The sequence below is a fragment of the Oceanobacillus sp. AG genome (genome assembly GCF_009746545.1).
Lineage (GTDB): Bacteria > Bacillota > Bacilli > Bacillales > Amphibacillaceae > Oceanobacillus > Oceanobacillus indicireducens.
Genome location: NZ_WOWT01000009.1, coordinates 25,477 through 43,301, shown reverse-complemented (window position 1 = coordinate 43,301; position 17,825 = coordinate 25,477). Strand labels below are relative to the sequence as shown.

Sequence of the window (17,825 nt, the reverse complement as noted above, 5' to 3'; positions counted from 1 at the left end):
CCGTGGACAGCTGACAGCTAAGTGAGCCTTGACACAAGACATGCTAATGCTGGCGTTTCCACAGTACGTATGTAATAGTCTGCCACAGGCTATCTCCTTGAGAGGGCTCACTTAGGCCGTCCGACGAACAGAATGTCTAGTTCCACCGTTGGTTACAGAACGTAAACATACTCTAGTCGCCCCCATAGGAGTCTCCATATAATTGCGAAGTAGGCAAGTAGTTTGTTCAGATTTTATCCATGCTTAAATATAATGTTCCGATTCAATATTTTTAATGTTAACTTATAGAAGTTTCACTTTATTGTAGCATAATGCCGCGAAAAATCGTAGGCGGGTGGCCTACGATTTTGATTGACGTTTATTCTTTCACCAAACCACCGAGCACAAGGGTGATGAGCGAGATAATGATGGATGCGATAAAGGCAGTGCCAAAGCCATCGATGACAAAGGAAGATCCCATCAATGCCTGGGTCGCCATTAGTGTGATGGCATTAATAACGAGCAAGAACAATCCCATTGTCAAGATTGTAATTGGTAAGGTCAGGATGATTAGAATCGGCTTCAAGAGCACATTCAATATAGCTAGAATGATACTTGCTAATATTGCTGTACCTATTCCTTCAATATAGAAAGAAGCAAAGATTTCATTCACTATTAATAGAGCGACTGTGTTGAGTGCTAGGGATATCAGAAAGCGCATCATTAGTAAATCTCCATATCTTTAGGAATAATCAGTGCTGCAACTAAATAAATTAATGCAACCGTGGTAAAACTCGGGATGAGCAATATAACGAAGATGACCCGCAATACAGTGGCATCAACGTTTAAGTAATCAGATAAACCTCCAAATACTCCTGCCACATAGCGGTTATCAGATGAACGATAAAGTTTTTTCATAAAATTCCCTCCTAAGCATAACAATACTTACCTGTTATACGGATAAGCACGAAGAAAAGTTTCGTAGGAATTGCATTTAATCATTATACTTCCATACATAAAATTGCTCGGTCGAGAAATTGTTTGCTACTTCTTTTTTAAATTCTTCCTCACTAAAACCTGGTTGCATAAATTGTGATAAAACCCCTTCAGCTTGGGTCTTATGAGCATAAATCGCCTTCAGCTTCGTATCGATTTCCGCACGAACATCATTCTTCACGTCAGGACTTCCGAGCACATCCTCGAAATTCCTACTAATTGCTTGTGCCCATACGACTGGACGCTCGCTCTTATCCATCATACGAACCGCTTCAATCGCAGCTGCTCCAAGTGCATTATGATCCGGGTGAACCGCATAATCCGAATAATGCGTGATAACTAGAGACGGTTTTATTTGATCGAGATATTCTTTAATATGAGTCGCAACCATCGTCAGGTCTTCAAACTCAAGCGTCTTATCCCTAAACCCGAGCATCTTTACTTCCATATCCAAGACCTTCGCAGCTTCCAGTAATTCTTCCCTTCTAATTTGCGGTAATGTTTCCCTGTTCGCGATTGGAGGATTCCCCATATTCCTCCCCATTTCACCTAATGTTCCGCATAAGTATGTCACAGGAACACCTTGTTTTCGGTATTGGCTTATTGTACCCGCTGCACCAAATGATTCATCATCTGGATGCGGATAAATGACGACAACATGTTTATGTTTTCCCATTTCTATCACCTATTTTCTTATCATTCCGTTTAAAAACAATCTTACTCTTTAATTTGTAAATGGCTGTTCACTAATTTGCAGTGCCACCATTAACCTACCTTCCCTATCATGGCCAGCGAGCAATAATTGCCCTTCTTCCGTTACCGTCCAATCCGTTAAGCCTTCAGCATAAACCCAACCGATTTCCAATTTGAGACCAACTCGGTATACACTGTTATTTTCAACAATTTTAGCATTTGTAAATTTCACTTCAGCATTTCGGATGAAAGCTCCAACGTTATACGCTTTTTCATTTATATGACTCGCGTAAGCACCGTTAGTTGTTTCAAGATGGAGATAAACAGATTTGTTTATGTAGTCATCCAAACAAGCTTGAACTTTTGATACATTAATAGGTTCCATTCCATTATCCTCCTACATAACTCTAGTTTAAATGTACATAATCTAAAGGTTGACGTCAAAAATTACGGCCTGATAAAGTGAAACTTCATTCAATGGGGCATTCCTTACCCCACTGAATGTTAGTTGAACAGAATCAGGTATTTACAGACTGTACATCCCCCACCTACACATGTTGGGCTTCCCTCCTGTTTTTAGAGGCGGGGTATTACAGACCGTTAATGCGTGATAAATAACAATTAACATTACTTTCATTCAGCGTAAGTGTGTGCAACTTTCATCTGGAGGTTCGCAGTCCAGACACCTCTCGCTTTCCGCGGGCGGCCGGCAAGCCTCCTCGGGCTAACGCCCTGTGAGGTCTCGCCAGGCCTATCGACGAACAGGAGGTTCTAATGCCGGCATTGGTCACAGGACGTGACCGTACTTAGCCGGCCTCCCGCAGGAGTCTCAAGGTGTCTGGACTGCTCCGAGGGGAAAGCCAAATTTGGAACACTATTTTTCATTTTAGGAATAGAACGCTGATCTTAGGGTGATAGTTTCCATTCATAATAATCATAATCATCCCTACCAGTTAAGTTTCCCGGAGGACGGTGACTCCTGCGGGAAAGCGGAGACGATGAGACCCCGCAGGAAGTGCTTTTCTTCCGAGGCAGACTAAGAACGCTCTCGTATGTGGCAACGTCTGCATTAGCACATCCTGTGCGTCGAGGCTCAGCGCGGAGCCCTAGGATGCGCATCCGTCCTCCGGGAAACTGAACGGCGATTAGAGCGCCAAATTAAATGAATGCACAAAATACTTACGCTGAATGAAAGTGTGTAGTGTTTAGGATATAAAAACACCCCAAAACTGCTGAAAGCTAGGTGTCTGGGGTGTTTGTAATTGATTAATTGCTTAATGTTTCTTTTTCCTTCATTCTTTCATCCATCCGTTTCCGGTCACGCTCCAGGATGGGTTTCAAGTATTTTCCTGTGTAGGATTTATCCGATTTTCGGGCGATGTCCTCAGGTGTTCCAGTCGCAATAACCTTCCCGCCACCTGCTCCACCTTCAGGACCTAAGTCGATAATATGGTCGGCAGTTTTAATGACATCGAGATTATGTTCGATGATTAGTACAGTATCACCATTTTCAACAAGGCGATGAAGCACCGTCAATAATCGTTTAATGTCATCTGTGTGGAGACCTGTTGTCGGTTCGTCCAGAATATACAAGGATTTCCCGTTTGAACGTTTATGGAGTTCACTTGCAAGCTTCACGCGTTGAGCTTCCCCGCCAGATAAAGTCGTTGCAGGTTGACCCAGTCTTATATAACCAAGGCCGACGTCATAGATTGTCTCGATTTTACGCTTAATTTTAGGAATTGCGCTGAAGAATTCACGTGCTTCCTCTACTCGCATATCCAAAACATCAGCAATACTTTTACCTTTATATTTCACTTCTAGCGTCTCCCGGTTATAACGCTGTCCATGACAGACCTCGCACGGGACGTAAACATCCGGGAGAAAATGCATTTCAATTTTAATAATCCCGTCACCCTTACATGCTTCGCAACGGCCGCCTTTTACATTAAAGCTGAACCGTCCTTTTTTATAACCACGGATTTTCGCTTCGTTCGTCTGGGCAAATACATCACGGATATCATCGAATACACCCGTATAGGTTGCCGGATTTGAACGCGGGGTTCTACCAATCGGTGACTGATCGATTTCAATGATTTTATCTAGATATTCGATGCCTTTAATTTCTTTATGCTTACCCGGTTTCCGTAAACGAGCACGGTAAAGCTTTGTGGACAAGGCTTTATAGATTATTTCATTTACGAGGGTACTTTTGCCTGACCCTGAAACACCTGTCACTACATTGAATAATCCGATTGGAATTTTCGCGTTTACTTTTTTCAAGTTATTTTCTTCGGCCCCAATGACTTCTATATAACGATCATCCGGTTTCCGCCTTGTTGCCGGTAACGGAATGAATTCTTTACCAGCCAAATATCTGCCAGTTAGGGATTCATCATCATTCATCACATTTTCCGGAGTATCACTTGCGATAATCTTACCGCCATGTTCACCTGCACCTGGACCAATATCGATGAGCCAATCCGCTGCAAGCATTGTATCTTCATCATGCTCAACGACAATTAACGTATTATCAAGGTCACGCATTTTTTTCAATGATTCAATCAACTTATCATTATCACGCTGATGCAAGCCAATAGATGGTTCGTCCAACACATAAAGAACACCCGTTAAAGCGGAACCGATCTGAGTTGCGAGACGGATTCGCTGTGCTTCTCCGCCGGAAAGTGTTCCTGCTGAACGGGAAAGTGTTAAATAATCCAGCCCGACATTATTTAAAAAGCTTAGCCGATTCTCAATTTCTTTAAGGACGAGTTTAGCAATCTGTTGTTCTTTTTCAGAGAGCTTCAGATTTTTAATGAAATCCATTGCGTCCACAACAGAATACTCGGTGATCTTGCTAATATGTTTACCGTCAATGAGAACAGATAACGCTTCTTTTTTCAGGCGGTGTCCTTTACAAGTCTTACAATTGTTTACCGCCATATATTTCTCCAATGTCTCTCTTGTAAAGTCAGATGACGTTTCATGGTATCGGCGGTTGATGTTATTCATCACACCTTCAAAGATAATATCCACGTCACGGACTTTTCCGAAGTCATTTTTGAAATAAAAACGAATTTTCTCTTTGCCGCTCCCATATAAAATGATGTCCATTTGTTTTTTCGGGATATCTTTAACCGGAATATCCATTGGTATACCGTAATGGTCACACACACTCTTTAAAAGCTGAGGGTAGTATTGAGAGCTAATGGGCTTCCAAGGTACAATCGCATGCTCCTCAAGTGTTAAATCCCAGTCAGGGATCACAAGGTCTAGGTCAACTTCAAGTTTCGTACCAAGTCCATCACAAGTTGGACAAGCCCCGAACGGACTATTAAAAGAGAATAGCCTTGGCTCAATTTCTCCAATGGAAAATCCGCAAATCGGACACGAGTGATCCTCACTGAATATGAGTTCTTCCTCACCGATCACATCAACAATTATCCGCCCCTCACCTAACCGGAGCCCCGTTTCAATCGAGTCTGCAAGCCGGCCTTCAATGTCCGGTTTAACGACAATTCGGTCGATGACTACTTCAATCGAATGTTTCTTATTCTTCTCAAGACTAATATCTTCATGGATTTCCCGCATCTCGCCGTCAATTCGCAAGCGAACATAACCTTCTTGACGGAGCTTCTCTAATACCTTGACATGCTCCCCCTTTCTTCCAGAAACAACAGGAGCAAGAATCTGCATTCTCGTCCGTTCTGGATACTCCATCACGCGGTCGACCATCTGTTGAACCGTTTGTGAAGTGATTTCAATGCCGTGAATCGGACATGTTGGATGTCCTACTCGCGCATATAACAATCGTAAATAATCATAAATTTCCGTTACAGTTGCAACGGTTGATCTCGGGTTGTTACTTGTCGTTTTCTGGTCAATTGAAATCGCCGGTGATAAGCCTTCAATCACATCTACATCCGGTTTATTCGTTTGACCTAGAAACATTCTGGCATAGGCGGACAATGACTCAACATAACGTCTTTGTCCTTCTGCATAGATCGTATCAAAGGCGAGAGAGGATTTCCCTGAACCGGATAGACCTGTGACGACGACCAATTTATTTTTCGGTATCGTCACATCTATCCCTTTTAAGTTATGCTCTCTCGCTCCTTGTACTACAATTTGTTTTTTCTCTGGCATGTACATGCTCATCCTTCCGCTTTAAGTTCGAAAACAATATCACGAAGCTCTGCTGCTTTTTCAAAATCAAGCGCTTTTGCTGCTTCCCGCATTTCCTTCTCGAGTTGTTCGATAACTTGCGGGCGATTCTTCTTCGTAACTTGGGCAAAGCTAGTAATTTTCTTCTCTTCTGTTTCTTCGTCTGCTGCTTCAATCGTTGCTTTTATGACATCGCGAATATCTTTTTTGATTGTTTTTGGTGTAATTCCATGTTCTTCATTATAGGCAATCTGGATTTGCCGTCTACGATTTGTTTCATCTATTGCCTTCTGCATCGAATCCGTAATCTTGTCGGCATACATAATAACTTCCCCTTTTTCATTACGGGCAGCACGGCCGATCGTTTGAATAAGGGAACGTTCAGAGCGCAGGAAGCCCTCTTTATCCGCATCCAGAATAACGACAAGCGAAACTTCCGGTATATCTAATCCTTCCCGAAGTAGGTTGATTCCAATCAAAACATCATATTTTCCAACCCGTAAATCGCGAATAACTTCGATTCGTTCGAGGGTTTTAATTTCTGAATGTAAGTAGGCTACTTTTATACCAAGCTCCTTCAAATAGTCGGTCAAATCCTCTGACATTTTCTTCGTTAGTGTTGTGACCAGGACCCGTTCATTCCTTTCGGTCCGTTCATTGATTTCTTCAATCAGGTCATCAATTTGCCCTTCGATAGGACGTACTTCAATTTTCGGATCAAGTAATCCCGTCGGTCGGATAATTTGTTCCGTCATTTCCGGAGTATGCTCCAGTTCATAGGGACCTGGTGTTGCTGACACATAAATGAGCTGGTTCGTCTTCTCTTCGAATTCTTCAAAACGAAGTGGCCGGTTATCAAGTGCGGATGGCAGCCGGAAACCATGATCGACAAGCACTTGCTTTCTTGCCTGGTCTCCATTATACATCCCCCGAATTTGCGGTAATGTAACATGGGACTCATCAATAATGACTAAAAAGTCATCTGGGAAATAATCAAGCAATGTATACGGGGTCGCTCCAGCCTCTCTTAATGTAAGATGCCGGGAATAGTTCTCGATTCCGGAACAAAAGCCCATCTCACGCATCATCTCAAGATCATAATTCGTCCGCTGTTCAATCCGCTGCGCTTCCAGCAGTTTATTTTCTGAACGTAATACTTTCAAACGTTCTTCCAGCTCTTTTTCGATGTTCTGAATTGCTTTTTTCATAATATCTTCGCGGGTAACGAAGTGAGATGCCGGGAAAATTGCCACGTGTTCCCTATCACCGATAATTTCGCCGGTTAGGGCATCCACCTCACGAATTCGATCGATTTCATCACCAAAAAATTCAATCCGGATACAATGTTCTTCCCTGGATGCAGGGATAATTTCCACCGAATCACCACGAACGCGGAACGTCCCCCGCTGGAATTCGATATCATTTCTTGCATATTGTATATCTACTAGATCCCGTAATAACTGGTCACGGTCCTTCTCCATCCCCATTCGTAAGGAAAGGACTTGACTACCATACTCTTCTGGACTACCGAGACCGTAAATACAGGATACACTGGCAACAATAAGTACATCCTCGCGCTCAAACAGAGCCGAGGTTGCGGAGTGCCGGAGTTTATCTATTTCATCGTTAACACTTGCATCTTTTTCAATGAAAGTGTCTGTTGATGGTACATAAGCTTCTGGCTGATAATAGTCATAATAACTGACAAAATATTCTACTGCGTTATTTGGGAAAAACTCTTTAAACTCACTATATAGTTGACCCGCTAAGGTTTTATTATGAGCAATTACTAATGTCGGACGGTTGATTTCCTTTACCACGTTCGATACGGTAAATGTTTTCCCTGTTCCAGTTGCACCAAGTAGTGTTTGGTGTCTTTGACCTGCCAAAACCTTTTGCACAAGTTCGTCGATTGCTTGTGGCTGATCACCAGCCGGTTCGTAATTCGATACGAGTTCAAACTTATTATTCACGAGTTCTGCCTCCCTAAATATCTAGTAACTATTTTACCACAAACGGATGAAATAATTAAAGAAAAACGAACGTCTATTCGTTTAATATTTAAAAAACTAGTGACAAAAAGGCGTAATCACTTATTTTATTTGGGGTATAATTAAGAAACATGAACGGAAACCTTCTTTCCGGCTTTCACGACCGCGCCTTCCCACAGGCCGCTGGTGAGCCTTTTTTTAGAAATGGTTCAAGTATTTATTTAAAAGAAAGACTTTAGCACTGGGTTACGTTGATATTTGTCAACAAGAACGCAATTCATTAAACTGTAATAAACAGATAGAGGGGGATGAATATGCAGGAGTTTACGCATTTCGATGAGCAAGGACGGGCCAGGATGGTCGATATAACAGAAAAGCAGACAACCAATCGTACAGCAACAGCAAGATCTAGTGTGAAGATGTCTCAGGAGATCTATAAAAATATTGTGGAACAGAAGAATAAAAAAGGAGATGTCCTTGGGGTTGCAGAAGTTGCTGGCATCATGGGGACGAAGCAAACATCCAACTTGATTCCAATGTGTCATCCGATTCCAATCAGTGGTGTTTCTATTCAGTTTGAATGGAATCGATCGGAGTCAGGAGACTATGAATTAATTATTCTAGCGGAAGTAAAAACAATCGGCAGTACAGGCGTGGAAATGGAAGCATTAACTGCCGTTACGACAGCCGCCTTAACTATCTATGATATGTGTAAGGCAATCGATAAAGGAATTGTAATCGGAGAAACCTATCTGCTCCAAAAAAGCGGTGGAAAAAGCGGAAATTACAAGCGGAAGTCTTGATACTCCGCTTGTAATCTCAGCTTAAATCCTTTTTCAGTTCATGAACGCCATGGGCGATTTCTGGTAGGATAAGTTTCTCCATCGCTAGTCGGACGGCTCCTGTTGAACCAGGTATGATGAAGACGAGACGGTGATTAATGGATCCGCATGTCGCTCGGGACAACATACTTGCACTTCCAATATCCTCTTCGTAACTAATCATCCGGAACAATTCGCCAAATCCCGGCAATTCCTTTGCAAAAAGAGGCTGCACCGCTTCAATCGTCACATCCCTGGCAGCAATTCCAGTACCTCCATTTAGTATAATCGCATCTACCGACTGATTTTTAACTAGTAATTTCATTGTTGCTTTAATGACTTCCGCATCATCCGGTACAATTTCATAACAAGTAACCTCATGTTTATCATGATTCAATAAATCAATAATCAGTTTTCCACTCTTATCATTTTGCTTATTTCGTGTGTCACTAATCGTTAACACTGCGCAATTAATGAAATTCGGCGCAAGTGTTTTATGCTCTTCATGCATCACTAATCCCTCGATCCCTCATTGAATATGGCTGTTAAAGTCCTCTAACCGATTTATGTTAATAAAAGGCCCTTCATCAGAAAACGGCACATATTTCACGTCTGCTTTATCTAACAGTGCACGCATATGCAATCTATCCGTTTCGAGCAATGTCTTGATTCGTTGTTTAAGTGTATGATGATAAAGTGCAATCAATGGTTGCAGTCTTTCATTAACTACTGGAATTACCGCTTGTACTCCTTTTCTTTCCGTTAGTAATCGCTCGAAAACTTCCTTTGCCATAAACGGGACATCTGTTGGTATAACCGCATACCAACAAGCTTCTTTCTCTTGCATTGCAGTATATAGCCCAGCAAGCGGACCTTTCCCGGCAAACTTTTCCATATCGGTAACAATCTCCACTTCCAATTCTGGTGGAAACTTTCCCTTCAGGTCTTGATTTGTAATAAGAATCGTATCATCAACAACTGGTGTAATCGCGTCAAGCGACCACTGGAAAAATGCTTTGTTATCTTTCAATGCGAACGATTTGGGACTTCCGAATCTACGTGATTTCCCACCTGCTAGAATTACGCCAACAATAGTTCCCATCACCATGCCAAATTAACCACCACTGACCGGAGGAATGAAAGCAACGGTATCACCTGACGTAATCGCGTCATCTTCCTTTGCATATTCTTCATTAATAGCCGTCATCACGTCATGTAAATTCAGCTGTGGATAATTTATTTTAAGTTTTTCTTTCAATTGCCGGACAGTGATATTTTGTACTGGAATATCCAGATTCGCCCTCCCAGTTGTTTCCTGTAATTCAGCAAATAGTAATACTTTAATCAAGTCACATCCTCCTTCATATCACAACTTATTACAAAAATGGTAGCACATGACTAATCGCACCGCAAATAAGGGTCGATCCCGCGCACACGGTCAGGACGTGTATAAATATTCATCCGGTCGCCCCGCAAAAATCCAATAACCGTTATCCCAAGTTCATCAGCAAGTTTCACAGCAAGATCTGTAACAGCGGATTTGGACAAAATAATCCCAATTCCCATTTTTGAAATTTTCAGTAACACTTCTGATGAGACTCTTCCACTGAAGACAACAAGTTTTCCCCTTGCAGGAATGTTACCTTGGAGCATGGCCCCAAATACTTTATCAAGCGCATTATGCCTGCCAATATCTGTTCGGGTGAACAATAAATCAGTTGGTGTTGCAAGCGCCGCATTATGGACGCCTCCAGTCCGTTCAAATTCAGGCGAGCTATTCATCAACCCTTTCATCAATCGCATGCACTGATCAACTGTTACTTCAAGCTCACTAGTTATCGTCTTCGCCACCCGAGCATCACTTTTAAAATAAAACTGTCGGCTTTTCCCGCAACAAGATCCAATCATACGGCTGGAGTGATCAAATTGATCCGGTTGCACTGGTTTATGGAGTGCGATATGGGAGAAACCTGTATACACATCAACTTGGATCTCTTTTATTTCAGCAGCTGTACGGATGACCCCTTCCGAAGCAAGAAATCCGACGACTAAATCTTCCAGTTGACCTGGAGAACAAACAATCGTCGCAAACTCATGACCATCCAGCATCAAGGTTAAGGGAAACTCTGCCGCTATTGCTTCTGACACATTTTCTTGATGGGTTCCCTTAATCTTAATCGTCTTCCACCCTGGTTCATCAACAATGCTCATCGGAATCCCTCCTTAGCTTGGCTCCATTTCCAGCTCCTCGATCCGCTTCTCTTTATATTTCATATCTTTATGCGCATAGAAACTATCAGCCTTCTCCACAATAACAAGGGTTGTATATTCCGGTATCCCCGCAAATTCTTCATATACGCCTTGCGGGATGACTACATTCCCCTCTGGCCAATGAAGTTCAATATTTCCGGCTTTAATATTTACGAACTTCGCTTGCCCTTTATACATGCCATATTGATTATAGACAACAATGGGATCTCCTTCCGCAACACCAAGTTCTGCTGCATCCAATTCATTCATCAGTACATCATCCCGGTCCGCTGCATTAAATGGATCTAGTTCGTCATATATCATTGAATTGAATTGTTTTCCTCTTCTCGTCGTTACATGGAAATGCCCTTCCGGCTTCCGGTGTTCGGGAATTTCCACCGCAATTAGATTACCTCTTCCGTCCGGTGTCGGGCATATTCCGTCTTCACAGAGCCAGGCTCCTCCCCACTGGAACAAATCGCCGCGATTCTTCAAATGCTGAATGCCGTCATAATTCGGCGCAGCTTTCGCAATTTCTTCTCGAATCTCAGCTGCGGATGTGAAATTGATTAAATCACTCTCTTCCGGCTTAACACGTTTCGCTAAGTCCACATAAACTTCCCACTCACATCTTGCTTCTTCAATCCGTGGTCCCTTAATCTCTGGTGAAAAATAAACCATCCGCTCTGTTGATGTTGAGGTTCCTCCCCCTTCTTGCTCATACCTTGTCATGGCTGGAAGAACAATGACCGCTTCTTTCGCATCGACTAAGGTAGATGTGTTGAAGATGATATCCTGATGCACTCGGAGATCGATATTCGCTAAGCAACGTTCCACAAAATCCGGATTCGGCATCGTTTCCAGGAAATTACCTCCAGATAAATAATAGAGGGAAAGATGACGTTCATGATTTTCAGGAAGCAAAGCATTTTCCAAGGATACGCCGACAATATCACCTTGCCATTTCGGAATCGGGAAACCCCAAATCTGTTCGACCCGTTCCCGGTTGTCCTTATCCATCCCGCCACCAGGCAAGACAAACGGATCTGCTCCCATTTCTCCAGACCCCTGTACACCGGAATGGCCACGAATTGGCATTAACCCACAATGTTCTCTCCCTAAAAAGCCACGAAGTAAAGCAAGATTCGCTACCTGGGACACATTATCCGTTCCAAAGCGGTGTTGAGTGAGGCCCATCGACCAAACAAATACGGCGGATTTTGATTTGGCAAGCAGTTGGGCTAATTCTAGCATTCTTTCTTTCGTAATCCCGGAAGAAGCCTCCAATGTTTCCCAATCGTAAGCCACCACCTTTTGCTTGAGTTCTTCCAGACCGTTTACATGTTCCTCAATAAATTCATGGTCAAGCGCAGAACCAGGGACATTCTCTTCCATTTCAAACCAATGCTTCATAATGCCATGCATAAAGGCAATATCACCGCCAATATTCACTTGATACACGTCATCCGCAATTTTTGTCCCAAATAAAGCAGATTCCGGAATCGATGGCACCCAATATTCGTCCATTGCAGGTTCATAGTACGGATTGATAATAATGATTTTTGTCCCTTTTCGTTTAGCTGCATACATATATTTCGTTGATACCGGCTGATTGTTGGCTGCAACAGATCCCCAGAAGAGCAGGACATCTGTACCAATCCAGTCTTTATAGTTACAAGTCGATGCGCCGACACCAACTGATCTCGTGAGGGCTGTTTTGGAAGGTGAGTGGCAGATTCGTGATGCATTATCAATATTATTTGTACCGAGAAAACGGGAAACCTTTGCTAGTGTATAATACACTTCATTTGTAATCCCTCTCGAAGTCGTATAAAAACCATATCGTTTCGGATCAAGCGACCGCATTTTTTGCGCAATCCGGTCAAGCGCCGCGTCCCAGGATAATCTTCTGAAACGATCGTCTCCCGGTTCCCGAATGAGCGGATACGGAATCCGGCCCAGCTTCCTCAGTTCGGTGCTCGAAAGCTTCTTTAATTCTTCTATATCGGAATGCAAGATTTCCTCCTTAATTGCGGGCATTGTGTTCAGACGAAGCACATTGAGACGAGTCGTACAAAGGTGTGGACCTTTCAGCGTCTGATCCTGCAGGCCGGAAACGCCGAGTGCGCAGCCATCACAGACACCCTGCGTAAGAATCCTTGTAGCATAAGGCAGATTATCTTTATTTTCCCAAACTACTTTCATCGTGTCGCGAATATGGTGCGGTTTCACCTTCCCAAGCCCAAAAGGCACTTTACTTACCCAGAGACTCGGATCTGGTCGCTTCGTTAATTTTACCGGACCAGTATGTTTCGTTTTCCCCAACTTAACCCCTCCTCATCAATAATAAACAGATTTTTGTTATATTTTCCATATCACTTTTCAGTCTGAAACAGCTCGGTATCCCATTAAAAAACCGTAAATTGTTATATATTTCGTTGATTCTATGAGCTCAATATGATTCATCTGTTTTGATTTTTAGGTGCAATAATGTTGAGTTATAAATTAATTTACGAGTTTTCTATATTTTACAACAACAAAGCACATATGTAAACGCCTACAAACTCATGAAATCATACTGTATTTTAAAAAAGAACAGTATGAATGACGATAAAGTAAAATAATAAAAACCCGAAGATAATATGTGCCCGTCGCTTCTTCACACTTGGAAAATATAATCGCAGCCATCCGGAAAGAACCATGCAGATAAGAATAATAATTGCACCAATTCCGCTCCACATTTTCATATTCGTCCATAAGAAACCATACCGGTGTATAATGATGGTCGCATGGAGAATAATGAGAATAAGCGCCGTTGTACCAATCCAACGGTGAAACGGATAAATCCGTTTCGAGATAGTTGCAAGCTTAATTTTCTTCTTTCGATCAGGAGTATTCCGGATAGTTGAAAAAAATGCATGCCTTGTCCAATTGAATAAGATCAAAAATAGACCTGCTAGTCCGAGTATGATATGAATGGGGAGATGCGCGTAATTATAATCCAGTGTAAAAAGAACAATGATGAATAGTAGCAGATTTAGGTATAGCCATATACTCATTCGAAACAACCTTCCTGTCAATTTCTATCTCATATCCTACCATCTTAACGCGCTTTCTGGCTAAATTCGTTATCTTTTCTTAAGAAAAGGGAATATGATAGACTAAAGACAGGTCATACCTTTGAGAGGAGGATACAGAGATATCTCTGTACATACATCATGAAAATACAAGTATCAGATAAGGCACATCAGTGGTATATTGAGGAAATGGGCTTAGAAAAAGGGGACAGTGTCCGATTTTTTGGGAAGGTCTATGGAAAAACTGAAATCCACGATAATTTCTCCGTTGCAATTAATATTGACCGTCCGAATGATCCGTTAGTTACAGAAACAGTGGATGGTATTACGTATTTTATAGAAAAAAGCGACGACTGGTTTTTCAGCGGATATAACTTCCACGTTGAATATAATGAAGAACTCGATGAAGTGACCTACCATTTTGTAGAGTAAAAAAACTGAGACACGGAGTCTCAGTTTTTTTATTTAATACGGTTTACATAGATTCGTTTGTGATCTTCTACACCGGATAAATAGACTGGAGCGGGATCATTTGTACGGTCAAACTCGGTTGACGAGCCGTCTGCTGAAAGAGTTTCTTCAAATATCTCCTCATACTCTTCTATGCTTACTTCCTTACGTGCATGAAAGAGTTCTTCATGTTGATGAACATATAGGTGGTCTTGATAGTTTGGTTGCAAAATTCCAGTGAAGAACTCGCCGACAGCGCCGGAACCGTAACTATATAATCCAATTCGCTCGCCACCTTCCAAACTGTCATTCTTCTCTAAGAGTGAAAGTAAACTCAAGTACAAGGAACCTGTGTAAATATTACCGACTTTCCGGTTATATTGAATACTTGTCTCATAATTTGCTTTCAAACGTTCACTACCTGATTCGGTTGCTTCATCAAGAATCGTACGTAATGCCTTCAAGCCCATCTTCGTATAGGGTACGTGAAAACAGAGAGCTGAAAAGTCTTCTAAGCTACGTCCAGTTTGCTCTTTATACTTTTCCCACACGGTGTTGAAAAAGTGAATATATTGTTCGTTGGAGAATTTACCGTCGACATAAGCTATATCTGAGTAAAGTGGGCGCCAGAAATCCATAATGTCATTCGTGAAATATGTACTTTCATTTTCTAAAGCAAGTAACTTCGGATCCTTGCTAATAACCATTGCGACCGCCCCTGCTCCTTGTGTTGATTCACCAGGAGTAGCTAAACCGTATCTTGCAATATCTGCACCAATAACCAACACTTTACTTTCCGGGTTTAAAGCGATATGACCTTTAGCCATTTGAATTCCTGCGGTTGCACTGTAGCAAGCTTGCTTTAATTCAACAGCGCGCGCATAAGGATTCAAGCCTAATAAGTGATGGAGATAGACTGCTGCTGATTTGGAATGGTCAATTCCTGATTCCGTGCCGAACAGGACAAGGTCAATTTTCTCCCTATCTTCCTCATCGATAACCTGTAAAGCAGCATTGGCAGCGAGTGTTACCGCATCTTGTGTAACTGGGGCAAGCGCCATTTCATCCTGGCCAATTCCAATTGTAAACTTATCCGGGTCAATCCCTCTTGCTTCAGCAAGCTTAATCATATCCACATAATAATGTGGCGCATAAAAACCAATCTTATCAATTCCGATATTCACTGCAATTCCTCTTTTCCGTATATATTCCACATCTATAAAGTGATGTTTTTCACATTATATTTTTCAGCAATATTTAAATTTTAATATAAATTACTAGGATAAAGCAAACGAAATAGCGAATTAAAAACAAAGGCACAGAGCAGACATGACTAGCCCTGGAAATCTAAGTAAGCCACAGCATTTTTACTTTAAAGTTTCCGATGCAAGAAAAGAAATCGGCTAAAGTGCGATTGTTTCTCTTTAGCCGATTTCACTTAAAATCCGTATTCTGCTTCTTTCGCTTCCCGGATATCTTTCAGCGCATCTGTTAATAAAACCGTATCCTCGATCAGACGTTCAATTCGGAAATGGATATCATCATTAATGATTTCTTTCCGGTAGAAATCTTTTTCTCCAATAAATACATAGGACTGGGTGAGTTGCCCTTTCATATATGATATAATCGGCTTGATTTGAGTTTCCGGGATTAAATAATGCTTCGACGAGCCTGCTGTAACGATAATGCTAACAACTTTATCCTGCAATGCCTGCTCTGGAAGCAGGTCAAATATATTCTTCAATGTGGCTGGAATCGAAGCTTGGAAAATCGGAGTTCCCACAACGATCGCTTCAGCCTCCATCAAGGTCCTTGTTACAAAGCCAGCATCCCCTGTATACTCCAAATAATTTCTCCCATCGCTAAACGGGATATCATAATCAGCCAAATCAAGCATACTGACCTCGATGTTCGGATATTTTTCTCTGAATACCGACTCCACATGCTGGAGGGCTGTTCTCGTCTTTGAGCCGACGATTGACCCTTGCAGTAATGCCACTTTCATTAATGTCCACTCCTTAAATGCTTCATACATATTTACAAATTACAAATTGAATACATAAGTTAGTTACCATTAATAAGTATTTTAAATAATATCGTTATGTAATACAATTGAAACGAACTGGGAATAGGAATCTTTCGTGGAACGCAAAAGAAGTGGAGCGTATGAAAACATTTCACTCCACTTCTTCTTCAATTTCAAGCATAATATTTTCCATTTCGTTGACTGCTTCTTGAAAAATACGCTCCAATTCTTTTTCTACAGTTGCTTGCTTCTCTGGGTCCACCTCTGTAACTCCAATTCGTTCAGCGATATGCTTATCCGTATACTCCCTTAGGGCTGCCAACTGTTTTTGCTTCTCGGCTTCAATAAATGTCTCCCACTCTTTTTCTACTTCCTTGATTTCTTCAGCGAGAACTTCTTTCAGGCGTTCTGTCTGGATTGCTTGCTCTTCCTTAATTGCGCTGTCTATTTCTGCAATCGACTGTTCCGTTTTGTCATCGAGCCAGCTCGTCAGAATTCCTGAGAGGGAGGAATCTGCAACAGTAGCAGTAAGTCCTCTGCCAAACAGGAGCATGATAAGTAATGCGAGTGGGATCACTTGCTTCCTATTCATTAATACTCGATACAACGTCATCAAGCGCTGTTTTTGCTTCTTCTCCGAGTTGCTGGGCTGTTACAGTAATAAGCTCTTGTTGATTTGTAACGAGCGTTGTGACTACTTCGGTAACACTTTCACGAAGATCACGAATTGCCCAATCCACTTGATTGATTAGATTTCTAGTCGTAATTTCTTGGTTCTTAGACACTTCTGCTGCAAGAGTTTCCTGGGCCTGACGAATCGCTTCTTCCAGCTCTGCAACTGCTGCGTCCTTAGCCTGATGGATATCCGCTGCTAATTGTTTAATCGCAGCATTCCCACTGTCTGCTGTGAATGCAGTGAGATCATCTGTTGCAAAGTTTAGCGCATCATTCGCATTGCCTTGGATTTCTAAATATCCATCAAGGAACACATTATAAAACTCCAAGCCAATTCCAGCAAGAATCTCCTGTTGTTCTGCATCAATTTCTCCGATATGTTCAAGTTTCGCTCGGATAATTTCTTCCAATGTCTCTCCAGTTGCAAGCTCTCTGCTTAAATCAATATCAATGCCAGCCTGTGCTTTCAGTTGGTCATATTCAGCTTGCAGCCCCGGTAATCTGCTTTCCATATATGCTTCAGTATCAGCTTCCACTTCCGCAACAGACTGATTAAACAACCCATTGTACCAAGCACGAAGCTGCTCTCCCGCATGTGATGAAGCAAATACCGCTCCAGCACTCCAGACGACAACAACAGCAAGTCCAATCGAAATGATCTTCCCTTTGAATGATTTTAAAAATGATTTCACCTAATAAC

The 17,825-nt window shown here is 42.0% G+C and carries 18 protein-coding genes; 2 read left to right on the top strand and 16 right to left on the bottom strand.

The genetic code is table 11. The features are described 5' to 3' along the window. Window positions 1-358 precede the first annotated feature (358 nt). From GN217_RS05800 to uvrB, 6 genes are all read right to left on the bottom strand, one after another. Window positions 359-700, bottom strand: coding sequence for a phage holin family protein (locus GN217_RS05800; RefSeq protein WP_198042603.1), 342 nt, complete (start codon window positions 698-700; stop codon window positions 359-361). 2 nt (window positions 701-702) lie between these two features. Next, complete coding sequence (locus GN217_RS05795) at window positions 703-897, bottom strand: PspC domain-containing protein (RefSeq protein ID WP_156855724.1); 195 nt, start codon at window positions 895-897, stop codon at window positions 703-705. A gap of 76 nt (window positions 898-973) precedes the next feature. Further along, window positions 974-1,651, bottom strand: coding sequence for a bacillithiol biosynthesis deacetylase BshB2 (gene bshB2 / locus GN217_RS05790; protein ID WP_156855723.1), 678 nt, complete (start codon window positions 1,649-1,651; stop codon window positions 974-976). Window positions 1,652-1,699: 48 nt separating this feature from the next. After that, on the bottom strand, window positions 1,700-2,053 hold the full coding sequence (locus GN217_RS05785; protein WP_156855722.1) for a YojF family protein: 354 nt from the start codon (window positions 2,051-2,053) through the stop codon (window positions 1,700-1,702). Window positions 2,054-2,934: 881 nt separating this feature from the next. Beyond that, a complete protein-coding gene (gene uvrA, locus GN217_RS05780) occupies window positions 2,935-5,817 on the bottom strand; it encodes an excinuclease ABC subunit UvrA (RefSeq protein WP_156855721.1) in 2,883 nt (960 codons plus the stop codon). A gap of 8 nt (window positions 5,818-5,825) precedes the next feature. Beyond that, window positions 5,826-7,808, bottom strand: a complete 1,983-nt coding sequence (uvrB, locus tag GN217_RS05775) for an excinuclease ABC subunit UvrB (protein WP_156855720.1) — start codon at window positions 7,806-7,808, stop codon at window positions 5,826-5,828. Window positions 7,809-8,140: 332 nt separating this feature from the next. On the opposite strand from uvrB, the gene moaC reads away from it, so the two are divergent. Beyond that, entirely contained in the window at window positions 8,141-8,629 is a 489-nt protein-coding gene (gene moaC / locus GN217_RS05770) for a cyclic pyranopterin monophosphate synthase MoaC (RefSeq protein ID WP_156855719.1), read from the top strand. 16 nt (window positions 8,630-8,645) lie between these two features. On the opposite strand, the gene GN217_RS05765 is transcribed toward moaC, so the two are convergent. The 6 genes from GN217_RS05765 to GN217_RS05740 all read right to left on the bottom strand — a co-directional run bounded on the left by GN217_RS05765 (window position 8,646) and on the right by GN217_RS05740 (window position 13,956). Beyond that, window positions 8,646-9,158, bottom strand: coding sequence for a MogA/MoaB family molybdenum cofactor biosynthesis protein (locus GN217_RS05765; RefSeq protein WP_370459730.1), 513 nt, complete (start codon window positions 9,156-9,158; stop codon window positions 8,646-8,648). Window positions 9,159-9,176: 18 nt separating this feature from the next. Then, the gene (locus GN217_RS05760; protein ID WP_156855717.1) at window positions 9,177-9,755 is read right to left on the bottom strand and encodes a molybdenum cofactor guanylyltransferase; all 579 of its coding nucleotides are present in this window, start codon (window positions 9,753-9,755) and stop codon (window positions 9,177-9,179) included. 6 nt (window positions 9,756-9,761) lie between these two features. Continuing rightward, the gene (gene moaD, locus GN217_RS05755) at window positions 9,762-9,995 is read right to left on the bottom strand and encodes a molybdopterin converting factor subunit 1 (protein WP_156855716.1); all 234 of its coding nucleotides are present in this window, start codon (window positions 9,993-9,995) and stop codon (window positions 9,762-9,764) included. Between the two features lie 50 nt (window positions 9,996-10,045). After that, window positions 10,046-10,858 (bottom strand): formate dehydrogenase accessory sulfurtransferase FdhD, encoded by an 813-nt coding sequence (gene fdhD / locus GN217_RS05750; protein ID WP_156855715.1) that lies wholly within the window; start codon window positions 10,856-10,858, stop codon window positions 10,046-10,048. A 12-nt stretch (window positions 10,859-10,870) separates the two neighbouring features. Continuing rightward, on the bottom strand, window positions 10,871-13,222 hold the full coding sequence (locus GN217_RS05745; RefSeq protein WP_156855714.1) for an FdhF/YdeP family oxidoreductase: 2,352 nt from the start codon (window positions 13,220-13,222) through the stop codon (window positions 10,871-10,873). A gap of 260 nt (window positions 13,223-13,482) precedes the next feature. Continuing rightward, window positions 13,483-13,956, bottom strand: a complete 474-nt coding sequence (locus GN217_RS05740) for a hypothetical protein (protein WP_156855713.1) — start codon at window positions 13,954-13,956, stop codon at window positions 13,483-13,485. A 159-nt stretch (window positions 13,957-14,115) separates the two neighbouring features. Between GN217_RS05740 and GN217_RS05735 the strand changes: the two genes are divergently transcribed. Then, window positions 14,116-14,406 (top strand): HesB/YadR/YfhF family protein, encoded by a 291-nt coding sequence (locus tag GN217_RS05735; RefSeq protein ID WP_156855712.1) that lies wholly within the window; start codon window positions 14,116-14,118, stop codon window positions 14,404-14,406. A 29-nt stretch (window positions 14,407-14,435) separates the two neighbouring features. Here GN217_RS05735 and GN217_RS05730 read toward each other — a convergent pair whose 3' ends face one another. From GN217_RS05730 to GN217_RS05715, 4 genes are all read right to left on the bottom strand, one after another. Continuing rightward, entirely contained in the window at window positions 14,436-15,608 is a 1,173-nt protein-coding gene (locus tag GN217_RS05730) for a hydroxymethylglutaryl-CoA synthase (RefSeq protein WP_156855711.1), read from the bottom strand. A gap of 254 nt (window positions 15,609-15,862) precedes the next feature. Next, window positions 15,863-16,429 carry an NADPH-dependent FMN reductase gene (locus tag GN217_RS05725; protein WP_156855710.1) on the bottom strand — a complete coding sequence of 189 codons (567 nt, stop codon included), beginning with the start codon at window positions 16,427-16,429 and terminating at the stop codon, window positions 15,863-15,865. Between the two features lie 172 nt (window positions 16,430-16,601). Continuing rightward, a complete protein-coding gene (locus GN217_RS05720) occupies window positions 16,602-17,042 on the bottom strand; it encodes a hypothetical protein (RefSeq protein WP_156855709.1) in 441 nt (146 codons plus the stop codon). Further along, the gene (locus GN217_RS05715; RefSeq protein ID WP_156855708.1) at window positions 17,035-17,817 is read right to left on the bottom strand and encodes a hypothetical protein; all 783 of its coding nucleotides are present in this window, start codon (window positions 17,815-17,817) and stop codon (window positions 17,035-17,037) included. The genes GN217_RS05720 and GN217_RS05715 overlap by 8 nt, the downstream gene beginning before the upstream one ends. Window positions 17,818-17,825 lie beyond the last annotated feature (8 nt).

Excerpts from the sequence above, each read along its gene's own strand:
- GN217_RS05800 (WP_198042603.1), bottom strand. The coding sequence starts at position 700 with ATGCGCTTTCTGATATCCCTAGCACTCAACACAGTCGCTCTATTAATA.
- GN217_RS05720 (WP_156855709.1), bottom strand. The coding sequence starts at position 17,042 with ATGAATAGGAAGCAAGTGATCCCACTCGCATTACTTATCATGCTCCTG.
- GN217_RS05760 (WP_156855717.1), bottom strand. The coding sequence starts at position 9,755 with ATGGTGATGGGAACTATTGTTGGCGTAATTCTAGCAGGTGGGAAATCA.
- fdhD (WP_156855715.1), bottom strand. The coding sequence starts at position 10,858 with ATGAGCATTGTTGATGAACCAGGGTGGAAGACGATTAAGATTAAGGGA.
- GN217_RS05735 (WP_156855712.1), top strand. The coding sequence starts at position 14,116 with ATGAAAATACAAGTATCAGATAAGGCACATCAGTGGTATATTGAGGAA.
- moaC (WP_156855719.1), top strand. The coding sequence starts at position 8,141 with ATGCAGGAGTTTACGCATTTCGATGAGCAAGGACGGGCCAGGATGGTC.
- GN217_RS05795 (WP_156855724.1), bottom strand. The coding sequence starts at position 897 with ATGAAAAAACTTTATCGTTCATCTGATAACCGCTATGTGGCAGGAGTA.
- GN217_RS05725 (WP_156855710.1), bottom strand. The coding sequence starts at position 16,429 with ATGAAAGTGGCATTACTGCAAGGGTCAATCGTCGGCTCAAAGACGAGA.
- GN217_RS05765 (WP_370459730.1), bottom strand. The coding sequence starts at position 9,158 with ATGCATGAAGAGCATAAAACACTTGCGCCGAATTTCATTAATTGCGCA.
- GN217_RS05785 (WP_156855722.1), bottom strand. The coding sequence starts at position 2,053 with ATGGAACCTATTAATGTATCAAAAGTTCAAGCTTGTTTGGATGACTAC.
- uvrA (WP_156855721.1), bottom strand. The coding sequence starts at position 5,817 with ATGCCAGAGAAAAAACAAATTGTAGTACAAGGAGCGAGAGAGCATAAC.
- bshB2 (WP_156855723.1), bottom strand. The coding sequence starts at position 1,651 with ATGGGAAAACATAAACATGTTGTCGTCATTTATCCGCATCCAGATGAT.
- GN217_RS05740 (WP_156855713.1), bottom strand. The coding sequence starts at position 13,956 with ATGAGTATATGGCTATACCTAAATCTGCTACTATTCATCATTGTTCTT.